This is a genomic window from Aliiroseovarius sp. F20344 (assembly GCF_023016155.1).
GTDB lineage: Bacteria > Pseudomonadota > Alphaproteobacteria > Rhodobacterales > Rhodobacteraceae > Aliiroseovarius.
The window spans coordinates 276,149-288,455 of record NZ_JALKBG010000006.1; the positions used below are offsets into that span (position 1 = coordinate 276,149).

The 12,307-nt window shown below is 56.5% G+C and carries 13 protein-coding genes; all 13 read left to right on the plus strand.

Annotation, left to right across the window (positions count from 1 at the left end; translation table 11 throughout):
- The first annotated feature begins 41 nt into the window (after window positions 1-41).
- Window positions 42-1,574: an acyl-CoA carboxylase subunit beta gene (locus MWU55_RS07140; RefSeq protein WP_246935258.1), complete on the plus strand. Its 1,533-nt coding sequence runs from the start codon at window positions 42-44 to the stop codon at window positions 1,572-1,574.
- A 2-nt stretch (window positions 1,575-1,576) separates the two neighbouring features.
- Entirely contained in the window at window positions 1,577-2,041 is a 465-nt protein-coding gene (locus tag MWU55_RS07145; RefSeq protein ID WP_246935263.1) for a DUF6497 family protein, read from the plus strand.
- Window positions 2,042-2,055: 14 nt separating this feature from the next.
- Window positions 2,056-2,406, plus strand: a complete 351-nt coding sequence (locus MWU55_RS07150) for a hypothetical protein (protein ID WP_246935700.1) — start codon at window positions 2,056-2,058, stop codon at window positions 2,404-2,406.
- 334 nt (window positions 2,407-2,740) lie between these two features.
- Window positions 2,741-2,947, plus strand: coding sequence for a hypothetical protein (locus tag MWU55_RS07155; RefSeq protein WP_246935264.1), 207 nt, complete (start codon window positions 2,741-2,743; stop codon window positions 2,945-2,947).
- Window position 2,948: 1 nt separating this feature from the next.
- Window positions 2,949-3,074 carry a hypothetical protein gene (locus MWU55_RS16520; protein WP_281501821.1) on the plus strand — a complete coding sequence of 42 codons (126 nt, stop codon included), beginning with the start codon at window positions 2,949-2,951 and terminating at the stop codon, window positions 3,072-3,074.
- A gap of 16 nt (window positions 3,075-3,090) precedes the next feature.
- On the plus strand, window positions 3,091-5,136 hold the full coding sequence (locus MWU55_RS07160) for an acetyl/propionyl/methylcrotonyl-CoA carboxylase subunit alpha (RefSeq protein ID WP_246935265.1): 2,046 nt from the start codon (window positions 3,091-3,093) through the stop codon (window positions 5,134-5,136).
- 1 nt (window position 5,137) lies between these two features.
- The gene (locus MWU55_RS07165; protein WP_246935266.1) at window positions 5,138-6,691 is read left to right on the plus strand and encodes a hypothetical protein; all 1,554 of its coding nucleotides are present in this window, start codon (window positions 5,138-5,140) and stop codon (window positions 6,689-6,691) included.
- Window positions 6,688-7,203 carry a hypothetical protein gene (locus MWU55_RS07170; RefSeq protein WP_246935267.1) on the plus strand — a complete coding sequence of 172 codons (516 nt, stop codon included), beginning with the start codon at window positions 6,688-6,690 and terminating at the stop codon, window positions 7,201-7,203. The genes MWU55_RS07165 and MWU55_RS07170 overlap by 4 nt, the downstream gene beginning before the upstream one ends.
- A 58-nt stretch (window positions 7,204-7,261) precedes the next feature.
- Window positions 7,262-9,388 (plus strand): methylmalonyl-CoA mutase, encoded by a 2,127-nt coding sequence (gene scpA, locus MWU55_RS07175; protein ID WP_246935268.1) that lies wholly within the window; start codon window positions 7,262-7,264, stop codon window positions 9,386-9,388.
- 66 nt (window positions 9,389-9,454) lie between these two features.
- Window positions 9,455-10,069, plus strand: coding sequence for a VOC family protein (locus MWU55_RS07180; protein WP_246935269.1), 615 nt, complete (start codon window positions 9,455-9,457; stop codon window positions 10,067-10,069).
- Complete coding sequence (locus MWU55_RS07185; RefSeq protein WP_246935270.1) at window positions 10,033-10,542, plus strand: GNAT family N-acetyltransferase; 510 nt, start codon at window positions 10,033-10,035, stop codon at window positions 10,540-10,542. Before MWU55_RS07180 ends, MWU55_RS07185 begins: the two co-directional genes overlap by 37 nt.
- 31 nt (window positions 10,543-10,573) lie before the next feature.
- On the plus strand, window positions 10,574-11,254 hold the full coding sequence (locus MWU55_RS07190) for a molecular chaperone DjiA (RefSeq protein WP_246935271.1): 681 nt from the start codon (window positions 10,574-10,576) through the stop codon (window positions 11,252-11,254).
- Entirely contained in the window at window positions 11,254-12,279 is a 1,026-nt protein-coding gene (locus MWU55_RS07195) for an endonuclease/exonuclease/phosphatase family protein (protein ID WP_246935272.1), read from the plus strand. Before MWU55_RS07190 ends, MWU55_RS07195 begins: the two co-directional genes overlap by 1 nt.
- The last annotated feature ends 28 nt before the right edge of the window (window positions 12,280-12,307 follow it).

Here is a 12,307-nt window from a genome sequence, read left to right on the forward strand (position 1 = left end):
CAGTCCGGTTAGTTTGCTGCGAAATCAAGGAGTGCCGCCAAATGAAAGATATTCTCCAAGAACTTGAAAGCCGCCGCGAGAAAGCCCGCTTTGGGGGCGGTCAGCGTCGGATCGACAGTCAGCATAAGAAGGGCAAACTAACGGCCCGCGAACGCGTTGAGCTTCTGCTTGACGAGGACTCGTTTGAAGAGTTCGACATGTTCAAAACTCACCGCTGCACCGAGTTCGGCATGGAAGCCGACAAGCCCGCAGGTGACGGTGTCATCACTGGTTGGGGGACGATCAACGGCCGTATGGTCTATGTGTTCTCGCAGGACTTTACCGTCTTCGGTGGCTCGCTGTCGGAAACCCACGCTGAAAAGATCTGCAAGATCATGGATATGGCGATGCAGAACGGCGCGCCCGTGATCGGCATCAACGATTCGGGTGGTGCGCGTATTCAGGAAGGTGTTGCCTCGCTTGCTGGTTACGCCGAAGTGTTCCAGCGCAACATCATGGCCTCGGGCGTGGTGCCGCAGATCTCGGTGATCATGGGCCCGTGTGCTGGTGGTGCAGTGTATTCGCCTGCCATGACCGACTTCATCTTCATGGTGAAAGACAGCTCGTACATGTTCGTCACCGGTCCCGACGTTGTGAAAACCGTGACCAACGAAGTGGTCACTGCCGAGGAGCTTGGCGGCGCCTCGACTCACACCAAGAAGTCTTCGGTCGCTGATGGTGCCTTCGAAAACGACGTGGAAGCCTTGTCGGAAGTGCGCCGTCTGGTCGACTTCCTGCCGCTCAACAACCGCGACAAAGCTCCGGTGCGACCGTTCTTCGACGATCCGGCGCGTGTGGATGACAGCCTGGACACGCTGATCCCGGACAACCCAAACTCGCCCTATGACATGAAAGAGCTGATCACCAAGCTCGGCGACGAAGGTGACTTTTTCGAGATTCAGGAAGACTACGCCAAGAACATCATCACCGGTTACATCCGCCTCGAAGGGCAGACCGTGGGTGTTGTTGCGAACCAGCCGATGGTGCTGGCAGGGTGCTTGGACATCGACAGTTCGCGCAAGGCAGCCCGCTTTGTTCGCTTCTGCGATGCGTTTGAAATTCCGATCCTGACGCTGGTTGACGTGCCGGGCTTCTTGCCGGGCACCAGCCAAGAATATGGCGGTGTCATCAAGCACGGCGCGAAACTGCTGTTTGCGTATGGTGAAGCCACTGTGCCGAAGGTGACGCTGATCACGCGTAAAGCCTATGGCGGTGCCTATGACGTTATGGCGTCCAAGCACCTGCGCGGTGACTTCAACTATGCTTGGCCGACTGCGGAAATCGCTGTGATGGGCGCCAAGGGTGCAACCGAGATTCTGTACCGCTCTGAGTTGGACGATCCCGAAAAAATCGCACAGCGCACGCAGGATTATGAAGACCGCTTTGCCAACCCGTTTGTGGCGGCAGAACGGGGCTTCATTGACGAAGTCATCCAGCCGCGTTCATCGCGTCTTCGCATCAGCCGTGCCTTTGCTTCGCTGCGCGGCAAGAAGATCCAGAACCCATGGAAAAAGCACGATAATATTCCGCTGTGATAATGGGTCGCACGGTGGGATATCAGGGCCTTCATGGCCTGATTGGGGTGGCGGTTTGCGCTGCCATCCTGATCCCCATAGTTCCAAGTTCCGGCATTTCAAAGGATGTGGGCTGGGATCCTGAGTATGAAATCGAGGTTCCGTCTGGTCAGGAGATCACGTTCCTTGAGATTATCCGGGGCGAGGACAGCGCGGTCGGAACAGCGATCCGCTATCGCTTTCTGGCGCCAGCCATTGGTCGGCCACATCAGATGGTCGAGTTTTCTCAAGCCGAAGAGGACATGTCGGTGATTTGCCAAGACTACATATTGCCGCGGATTGACGAGGTTTCTGATGAGCTGCCGGACCAGATAATCGTTGTTCTGTCGGACCGACCCGTGGAGCACGGTGTCATGGCCCCAGAGGCCACGCAGTTTTTCGAAGCCTATCGTCCTGTTGACGGTGAGTGCGTTTGGGAGGGTTTCTAATGGCACTGCCATATATGTTGAAACACAAAGGTTTTCCGGGACGCCTTCCGGGCACGGATTACCAATTCACAATCCGCCGTCCCAGCAAGACCGGCGCGACCAAGCTTAGTGCTCGTGAACGCTATGCGGATCGCAAGCCGGCTGATCGGCGCGCGGATACGGGCTTTATGAGAGCATTGTGGGAGTATTTCGGCGATCAACCTTTCGAACGCGGCAATCTGGATGCCGGTCGCCTGTCATGGCTGTTCGAACGCGAGGTTATTGCTGCACAGGATCCCTTCGACGCCGAAGACTATGAAGCTTTGTTGGTGATTGACGAAGCGCGTGCGCGTGCTGCGTTCCCGGATGCATTTGAGGAACAATAGGCATGATTTCGCCCGCATTGGACACGAACTGGCAAAAAACAGCCCAACGACGCATCGCACGCCCGACCGGGGCTTGCGAACGCGTTGTTTCGTGTCAACATGCCAATCATGCAGGGAACACATCCCCGTTCTCTGCAATGGTTTGTCGAAACCATTACCCTTCCCCTTCTTCTACCCGGTTCAGTGCTTTAGCGTCTGAACCGGGCCTTTTTTCGCGCATAAGTAGGTGCTTGAGCCGCGCGCCAAGCCGCGGATCGCGAAAAAAAATCTTTGGGGTTTCCCGTTATCAGGGCACAATGACTGCAAGAATAAACTCTGAAAGAGGCAGTCAAAAATGCAGTTCACAAGAATTCTTGCAGGGTCCGTCGCCCTTATTTTGCTGGCCGGGTGCCAGTGGAACGACCTTCAGCGCGCTGGGGTCGGCGCAGCCACGGGTGCTGTCGTCGCAAAAGCGGCAAGCGGCAACCTTCTTGCCGGGGCGGTCATCGGCGCAGGCGCGGGTGCGCTTTGCGATGACGTCGGTGTCGGCATCTGCAACTGATTTGAAAACATCCGGTTTCGTCTCAGACGAAGCCACTGAACACAATCGGCCTGCCGTGACCTTTGTGTCCGGCGGGCTTTTCTATGCCAATGCGCGTGGTGGTTCTGCCTACCGCGCCCTCACATGAACCGAAAGGACAGGACATGTTCAAAAAGATCCTGATTGCAAACCGAGGCGAGATCGCCTGCCGCGTGATCAAGACCGCTCGTAAAATGGGCATCAAAACGGTTGCCATCTATTCGGATGCTGACCGCAACGCGCTTCATGTGAAAATGGCGGACGAAGCTGTGCATATTGGGCCGCCCCCTGCGAACCAATCTTACATCGTCATCGAAAACGTGATGAAGGCGATCAAGGAAACGGGCGCCGAAGCCGTTCACCCCGGTTATGGCTTCCTGTCGGAAAACTCGAAATTTGCTGAGGCACTTGAAGCTGCCGGCGTTGCCTTCATTGGACCGCCCAAAGGCGCGATTGAAGCGATGGGGGACAAGATCACCTCGAAAAAGATTGCACAGGACGCCAACGTGTCGACCGTGCCGGGCTATATGGGCCTGATCGAGGATGCGGATGAGGCCGTAAAAATCTCGAACGAGATCGGCTACCCGGTCATGATTAAAGCGTCGGCAGGTGGTGGCGGTAAAGGCATGCGGATCGCGTGGAATGACGAAGAAGCCCGTGAAGGTTTCCAGTCTTCCAAGAACGAAGCGGCAAACAGCTTTGGGGACGACCGTATCTTCATCGAGAAGTTCGTGACCCAACCTCGTCACATCGAAATTCAAGTTCTGTGTGACAGCCATGGCAACGGCATTTACCTGGGTGAACGCGAGTGCTCGATCCAGCGGCGGAACCAGAAAGTTGTGGAAGAAGCCCCATCGCCCTTCCTTGACGAAGCCACCCGCAAAGCTATGGGTGAACAATCCGTCGCTTTGGCACAAGCTGTGGACTACGCTTCGGCTGGTACTGTGGAATTCATTGTCGACGGCGATCGCAACTTCTATTTCCTCGAAATGAACACCCGTTTGCAAGTGGAACACCCTGTGACCGAGCTGATCACCGGCGTTGACCTTGTTGAACAGATGATCCGTGTGGCAGCTGGTGAAAAGCTTGAAATGTCGCAAGACGACGTGAAGCTGACCGGCTGGGCGATTGAGAACCGTGTTTATGCGGAAGATCCCTATCGCAACTTCCTGCCTTCGATTGGCCGTTTGACCCGCTATCGTCCCCCTGCAGAAGTGGCCGCTGGTCCGATGTTGGAGAATGGGAAATGGGCGGACAAAGCATCGAAAGGCGGCACAGCTGTACGCAACGACACTGGCGTTTTCGAGGGCGGCGAAATCTCGATGTATTACGACCCGATGATTGCCAAGCTCTGCACATGGGCACCGACCCGTGACGACGCAGTCGAAGCCATGCGCAACGCGCTGGACGGGTTCGAGCTGGAAGGCATCGGTCACAACCTGCCTTTCGTCAGCGCCGTCATGGATCACCCGGTCTTCATGAAAGGCGAGATGACAACCGCCTTCATTGAAGAACAATATCCCGAAGGGTTTGAAGGGGTTGAGCTGGGCAAAGACGCGCTGAAACGCATCGCTGCCGCGGCGGCTGCCATGTACCGCGTGGCCGAAATTCGTCGCACGCGCATCTCGGGCCGCATGGACAACCACGAACGCAAAGTCGGCAAACATTGGAGTGTTGCACTTCAGGGCGAAGAGTTTGCTGTGAAGATCAAGGCCGACAAGAAAGGCTCGACTATAAAGTTCGAAGATGGGTCGAAAATGCGTGTGACCTCCGACTGGACACCGGGTGACAGCCTTGCCACGCTGAAGCTGGATGGTGAGCCCTTGGTTCTGAAGGTTGAAAAGATCACCTCGGGCTTCCGCATGCGTTCGCGCGGTGCGGATCTGAAGGTGCATGTGCGCACGCCGCGTCAGGCCGAGCTTGCCCGACTGATGCCGGAAAAACTACCACCGGACACCTCGAAAATGCTGCTGTGCCCGATGCCGGGTCTTGTGGTGAAAGTCGATGTTGACGTCGGTCAGGAAGTACAAGAAGGCCAAGCACTTTGCACCATCGAGGCGATGAAGATGGAAAACATCTTGCGCGCCGAGAAAAAGGGTGTTGTCTCCAAAATCAATGCAGGTGCAGGCGATAGCCTTGCCGTTGATGAAGTGATTATGGAGTTCGAATAAAATGACTGATGCCACCACTTTGCCCCGGAATTCTGGGCAGCTGACACTTGTTTCGGTGATTGTTGGCGTGGTGGCTTTCGTACTTTATCAAGGCGTGTCCCTGATCCGAGCGGGTGTTTTCGAATACCCGCTCGATGATGTTTACATTCACCTTGCCGTGGCAGAACAAATTGCTGCAGGTGGATACGGGGTGAATCCAGGTGAATACACCTCGGCCGCGTCATCGCCCATCTATCCCCTGTTACTGACCCCCTTTGCTGGGACGGCTGCACAAGCCTGGTTGCCGCTTTTCTGGAACAGTTTGGCACTGGTGCTGGCATGTGTGCTTTGGGCGCGTATCGTGGTGCAAACTGGTGCGTCACGCGCCTGGATGCTGACTTTTGCTGCTCTTGGTCCACTCGCGTTTAATTTCGCCGGTGCTGCGATGGTGGGGATGGAGCACGGGCTGCATATTTTGGCCAGCCTTGCCGTTTTGCGCGGGTTACAAATTCAAATGGATGAAAGCCGTATCAGTTGGCTTTTGATCGCTGGGATGGTGCTGGGACCGGTGGTTCGGTTTGAAGGGCTCGCGGTCACCGGGGGGGGAGCGCTAGCGCTGTTGATGATGGGGCGCTGGGCAATCGGAACCGGGCTTTTTGCAGCGGCAACCGTTCTGGTGGCAGGCTTCATGTGGTTCCTAACATCGCTTGGGCTTGAACCGTTACCAAACTCGGTCATGGCGAAACTGTCTGGCAGTGGAAGTGAACGCTTTTCACTCGTTGATTTGCCAATCAAGGTTTTGGTCCAACTTTTCTCACACAAAGCAGTCGTGTTGTTGATTGCCTTGCTCTGCGCGCTCGTGTTGTTGGTGCGGCCCAGTACAGATGGACCCTGGCGCAAAGCGCTTCTTACAAGCGCGCTTTTTACCGGCTTCGGCCACCTTCTATTGGGACAATTCGGGTGGCTTGAGCGCTACGAACTCTATGCGATGACATTTGTTCTAGGCTCAATAATGTTGGTCGTTTTGAAAGATGAAACCCTGTTCACGCTGCGCCTTCTATTGTTGGCGGGCTTCGGGTTTTTGGGGGCTAGCTACGGGCAAAGCTTGCTAATTTTCGGAACAAACGGTCCAAACGCGATCCACTCGCAACACGGCAACATGGGGCGCTTTGTGAAAGAGGTGTACCAAAAGCCGGTCGCCGTGAACGATTTGGGCTTTGTGGCTTGGGCAAACCCCAATCAAGTGCTCGATCTGTGGGGCTTGGCCTCTTACGACGCGCTTAGAATCCGATTGGATGATCCCTATCCAGGTTGGGCCGCCGACCTTGTGGGCGAAGCCGGTGTTGAGCTTGCTATCGTATATGATCGCTGGATCGACGAAGGGATCGGCGACGCTTGGGTAAAGGTGGGCACGCTGACCTTTACAGGAGGTCGCGCTTTCCTAGGTGGATATGACGTGAGCTTCTACGCTACCAAACCAGAAGCGGCAGCCGACCTTCGCCGCCAGCTTACCAGCTTTATTCCAGACGTGCAGGGTAAAGCCGTTCTCACCGTTATAGATGAGGGTGAAGGATGAGCTTTGTGCGCCGCATTCCCCTCATCGCAGCGACCAGCGTGTCGCTCCTGTCGGGATGCAATCTGCATAGGGAAACCGCCCTTCGTGCGGCGCTTGAGCAATACTTTACGCTAGGCGACACTTTGTCCTTTCAAAGCCGGCTGACATGTACCGCCGCGGTGTTTCGTGCGGCCCAGAATGATGTGATGGGCGATATGCCGTTGGCCGGAAGCAGTGTACAGGCACAGAATCTGTTTCGCGACGCGGGCAAAGCTGCCGTTCGCGCGGCCGATAAGACGCCGCATGAGCTGACCGACGAGATGCTGACGACCGAGGATGGCGCCTTTGGCCGTCAGGCATTGGCCGCCGCTGCACTGGTCGGGAAATGCCTGTCGGAAACAGACAGTCAGGACTTTCATCGTGCCCTCACCCGCCCCGGGGCGGTGTTGGCATATGACATGGATGTCGGGGGGGTTATGATCCTCGATCCCGTTGAACGAAAACTCTTTTTTGCCGCCGGAGATCCTCTGTGACCCGCGGTCCGGAACCAGCCAGCGCCCATGGGCGCGCCAAGACGAAAAGGACGACAAGATGAGCGACACAAAGAACTGGAAGGAACTGGCCGAGAAGGAACTTCGTGGCCGTGCCTTGGATGATCTGACGTGGAACACGCTGGAAGGCATTGACGTGAAACCGCTTTACACGGCTGACGACACGGCGGACTTGGACCATATGGGCACGTTGCCCGGCTTTGGCCCCTTCACCCGTGGCGTGAAGGCGACCATGTATGCGGGCCGCCCGTGGACCATTCGTCAATATGCTGGCTTCTCGACCGCGGAAGAATCGAACGCATTCTATCGCCGCAATCTGGCCGCCGGTCAGCAGGGTGTGTCGGTTGCGTTCGATTTGGCTACGCACCGTGGGTATGACTCGGATCACCCTCGCGTTGTCGGCGACGTTGGTAAGGCAGGTGTGGCCATCGACAGCGTCGAGGACATGAAGATCCTGTTCGACGGCATTCCGCTGGACAAGGTTTCGGTCTCGATGACCATGAACGGCGCGGTTATTCCGATCCTCGCCAACTTCATCGTGGCAGGCGAAGAGCAGGGCCACGATAAATCGCTGCTGGCAGGCACGATTCAGAACGACATTCTGAAAGAGTTCATGGTGCGCAACACCTATATCTATCCGCCCGAACCGTCGATGAAGATCATCTCGGACATCATCGAGTACACATCGAACGAGATGCCGAAGTTTAACTCGATCTCGATTTCCGGTTATCACATGCAGGAAGCGGGCGCGAACCTGGTGCAAGAGCTTGCCTATACGCTGGCGGATGGTCGTGAATATGTACGCGCGGCGATCGAGGCGGGCATGGATGTGGACAAATTCGCAGGCCGCCTGAGCTTCTTCTTCGCCATCGGCATGAACTTCTTCATGGAGGCGGCGAAACTGCGCGCTGCCCGTACTCTGTGGCACCGCGTGATGACGGATTTTGGCGCGAAGTCTGAGCGTTCAAAAATGCTGCGCACTCACTGCCAGACCTCGGGCGTGTCGCTGCAGGAACAAGACCCTTATAACAACGTGATCCGCACGGCTTATGAAGCCATGTCTGCGGCGCTGGGCGGGACGCAGTCGCTGCACACCAACGCGCTTGACGAAGCGATTGCGCTGCCTACCGATTTCTCGGCCCGTATCGCGCGCAACACCCAGATCATCTTGCAGGAAGAAACCGGCGTGACTAACGTGGTCGATCCGCTGGCGGGTTCTTACTATGTGGAAAGCTTGACTGACGAGCTGATCAACAAAGCTTGGGAGTTGATGGAAGAGGTCGAAAGCATGGGCGGGATGACCAAGGCTGTGGCCTCAGGTATGCCCAAGCTGCGGATCGAGGAATCCGCCGCCAAGCGTCAAGCTATGATCGACAAAGGTGACGAGGTCATCGTTGGCGTGAACAAGTATAAGCTGGCCGAAGAAGACCAAATCGACATTCTTGACGTGGACAACATGGCCGTGCGCGACAGCCAGATTGCCCGCCTTGAAAACATCCGCGCAACCCGCGATGCAGCCGCTTGTGAAGCCGCCTTGGCTGAACTGACGCGCCGCGCCAAGGAAGGTGGCAACCTTCTGGAAGCCGCTGTCGAAGCTGCCCGCGCCCGCGCATCCGTAGGAGAGATTTCAATGGCTATGGAAGATGAGTTCGGCCGCCACCGTGCCGAAGTTAAGACGCTGGCTGGTGTCTATGGCGCGGCCTATGAAGGCGACGAAGGTTTTGCCGCCATTCAGAAATCCGTCGAAGACTTCGCAGACGCCGAAGGCCGCCGTCCGCGTATGCTCGTGGTAAAGATGGGGCAGGACGGTCACGACCGTGGTGCCAAGGTCATCGCGACTGCCTTTGCCGACATCGGTTTTGACGTGGACGTAGGCCCGCTGTTCCAGACCCCGGATGAAGCCGCTCAGGACGCCATCGACAATGACGTGCATATCGTGGGCATCTCCTCGCAGGCTGCTGGTCACAAGACGCTGGCCCCGCAACTGGTGCAGGCTTTGAAAGAGCAGGGCGCCGAGGATATCATCGTGATCTGTGGCGGCGTAATCCCGCAGCAGGACTATGACTTCCTGTATGAAAATGGCGTGAAAGCCATCTTTGGTCCGGGCACAAACATCCCCGAGGCAGCACAGGATATCCTGAAACTGGTACGCGAAGCCCGCGGGTAGTACCAAAAACACTTGCGGCTGGCGGCGTTTCCCGCCAGCTTTCTCTCAGACCATTGGGGGAATGAAATGGCCTTGGGAGAGATCGATCATCTTGTGGTGTCCTCCGCGACCCTTTCAGAAGGTGTCGCGTACATCGAGGACCTGCTTGGGGTGTCCATGTCGGTGGGAGGAGACCATCCGCTCATGGGCACCCACAATGCCCTTCTGTCCCTTGGACCAGCCACCTATCTTGAAGTGATTGCGGTCAATCCCGACGCTGATGCGCCCGATCATGCGCGGTGGTTCGATCTGGACTACTTCACCGGTCCCGCACGGCTGACCAACTGGGCGCTACGGGTGCCAGATCTGCATCAAGCGCTGCAACGATCGCCCGACGGGTCTGGGGATGAATTGCACTTGTCGCGCGGGGATTTACGTTGGGACATGGCCGTGCCCACAGACGGGCGGTTGCCGTTTTCAGGCTGTGCACCTGGGCTGCTTAGTTGGTATGGTGACATGCCCGCGCCGCGTTTGCCCGATCACGGACTGCGACTGGCCGCGCTTGAGATCACCCATCCCGAGGCCGAGGCGCTTGCGGTCGCATTGCATCCGCTGGTCGAAGACAAACGCATCTCACTTCACTCTGGAACTGCTGGCTTATCCGCATGGATCGACACACCAGGCGGATTGGTGAAGTTGTGAGAATTCGCGCGGCAACTGTTGCAGATGCAGCAGCAATTTTGGAGCTTTGGAACCTTGCCATCCTTGAAACGCTGATCACTTTTAATTCGGTCGCAAAAACTCTTGAAGATGTCACCCAAATGATCGCCACGGTAAAAGCCGTGCTTGTTGCCGAGGAAAATGGAGATGTCCTGGGTTATGCCAGCCTTGATCAGTTTCGCACCGGCGCTGGCTATACCCATACCGCTGAGCACGCGATCATGTTGGCCCCCAAAGCACGCGGGAAAGGTTTCGGACGTGCCTTAATGCAGGCGCTGGAAACCGAGGCGCGCGTGTTGGAGTTTCATTCAATGATTGCAGGGGTTTCGGCCTCGAACCCAATGGGGGAGCCGTTTCACAAAGCCGTTGGATTCAAAACTGTCGGCGTGATCCCTGAAGCTGGTCGAAAGTTTGACCAATGGCATGACCTTATCCTGATGCAGAAAACCCTGTGACCCGCTGGCGAAAGCCGCTAACACTGCACCTATGTCGATCTGGTCCCGTATCTCAGATGCGCTATCTGCGCTTGCCAAAGGTGAAACCCTTTCAGATGTGTTTTCGCATCTTCGCACGCCGCCTGAACGTTCGGCTGGTTTCGCAATTGCTGTGATTGCGCTGGGCGCGAAAATGGCGAAGGCGGACGGGCTTGTTACTCGGGACGAGGTGTCTGCTTTTCGCGAGGTCTTCACCATTCCGAAGTCCGAGGAAAAGAACGCAGCACGTCTGTTTAATCTGGCCCGCACCGATGTGGCTGGATTTGAGCTTTATGCCCAACGGGTTGCGGCAATGTTTGGTCCAGATGACCCGGCGCTGTGCGACCTGATGGAGGGGCTCTTCCACATTGCGCTTGCAGATGGAACGTTCCACCCGGCCGAAAACGCATACCTGGAAGAGGTGTCGCGCATATTCGGCATGGACGCCATACGCTTTTCTGCGCTGCGTTCGCGTATGGTCCCGGATGACCATCCCGACCCCTATCAGGTGTTGGGCGTTTCGCGAGATACATCGCTTGAGGATATCCGCAAAGTTTGGCGTCGCGAGGTGCGCGAAAGCCACCCGGACCGTATGATCGCGCGCGGTGTGCCTGAAGAGGCACTGAAACTGGCCGAAAAGCGCCTGATTGCCGTCAATCGCGCTTGGGAAGAGATCAGCGAAGGTCACAGTTGATGCGTATTGCGACCTATAACGTCGAATGGTTCAATAACCTTTTTGACGATGCTGGCGACCCCATTATCGATAACGGTTGGTCTGGGCGTCAGGACGTGACACGGGCTGCCCAGTTCAAAGCGGTGGGTAAGGTTTTCACGGAACTCGATGCGGATGTGGTGATGATCATTGAAGCTCCGGATGAGAACCGCAGGCGCTCGACTGTTCCGGCCTTGGAGCGTTTCGCCGACTATTTCAGGTTGCGTGCGCGCAAAGCCATGATTGGTTTCGCCAATGACACTCAACAGGAAATCGCGCTGTTGTATGATCCCGATATCGTAAGTGCGCGGCATGATCCTTTGGGGGCAGAAGGGGTGGAAGACGCTCTTGCAGCGCCGCGTTTCGATACGAGTTTCCAGCTTGATCTGGATACGGATGCGACACCTGAAGCGGTTGTGTTTTCAAAACCTCCGTTAGAAATCGAAATGACCCACCGCCAAAGTGGCAAGTATCTGCGTTTGATCGGCGTACACGCGAAATCAAAAGCGCCGCATGGTGCACGCGGCGCGGCCGAGGTGATGCGTGTGGCCATCGAAAACCGGCGCAAGCAGATGGCGCAGTGTATCTGGCTTCGTCGTCGCGTGGATGAACATCTGAGCGTCGGTGATCCGCTGATCGTTTTGGGTGATTTCAACGATGGTCCAGGATTGGATGAGTACGAAAAGCTGTTTGGCCGTTCTGGCGTCGAGATTGTGATGGGCGAAGGGGATGTCCCCTGCATGTACGACCCACATGCGCGGATGGCTTTGACGCATCGCACCAGCGCCCGCCCTACAACTTCGAGGTTCTATATCGCCAAGGAAAGGCGATATCTGCAAGCGCTTCTGGACTATGTCATGGTGTCGCCTGACCTTTTAGAGGCCAAGCCGACATGGCGCATCTGGCACCCATTTGACGACCCGGAATGCTATCAGGATGTTCCAATGCGTGAGGCGCTATTAACCGCGTCTGACCACTTCCCGGTTTCAATTGACCTGAAAATCTGACCTTCACATTTGGTCAAGACCACCTACA

What these genes read in the sequence shown, in the direction of transcription:
- MWU55_RS07140 (WP_246935258.1), top strand. Translation starts at nt 42, where the DNA reads ATGAAAGATATTCTCCAAGAACTTGAAAGCCGCCGCGAGAAAGCCCGC.
- MWU55_RS07180 (WP_246935269.1), top strand. Translation starts at nt 9,455, where the DNA reads ATGGCCTTGGGAGAGATCGATCATCTTGTGGTGTCCTCCGCGACCCTT.
- MWU55_RS07145 (WP_246935263.1), top strand. Translation starts at nt 1,577, where the DNA reads ATGGGTCGCACGGTGGGATATCAGGGCCTTCATGGCCTGATTGGGGTG.
- MWU55_RS07165 (WP_246935266.1), top strand. Translation starts at nt 5,138, where the DNA reads ATGACTGATGCCACCACTTTGCCCCGGAATTCTGGGCAGCTGACACTT.
- MWU55_RS07155 (WP_246935264.1), top strand. Translation starts at nt 2,741, where the DNA reads ATGCAGTTCACAAGAATTCTTGCAGGGTCCGTCGCCCTTATTTTGCTG.
- MWU55_RS07150 (WP_246935700.1), top strand. Translation starts at nt 2,056, where the DNA reads ATGTTGAAACACAAAGGTTTTCCGGGACGCCTTCCGGGCACGGATTAC.
- scpA (WP_246935268.1), top strand. Translation starts at nt 7,262, where the DNA reads ATGAGCGACACAAAGAACTGGAAGGAACTGGCCGAGAAGGAACTTCGT.
- MWU55_RS07170 (WP_246935267.1), top strand. Translation starts at nt 6,688, where the DNA reads ATGAGCTTTGTGCGCCGCATTCCCCTCATCGCAGCGACCAGCGTGTCG.
- MWU55_RS07190 (WP_246935271.1), top strand. Translation starts at nt 10,574, where the DNA reads ATGTCGATCTGGTCCCGTATCTCAGATGCGCTATCTGCGCTTGCCAAA.
- MWU55_RS07195 (WP_246935272.1), top strand. Translation starts at nt 11,254, where the DNA reads ATGCGTATTGCGACCTATAACGTCGAATGGTTCAATAACCTTTTTGAC.
- MWU55_RS07160 (WP_246935265.1), top strand. Translation starts at nt 3,091, where the DNA reads ATGTTCAAAAAGATCCTGATTGCAAACCGAGGCGAGATCGCCTGCCGC.
- MWU55_RS07185 (WP_246935270.1), top strand. Translation starts at nt 10,033, where the DNA reads ATGGATCGACACACCAGGCGGATTGGTGAAGTTGTGAGAATTCGCGCG.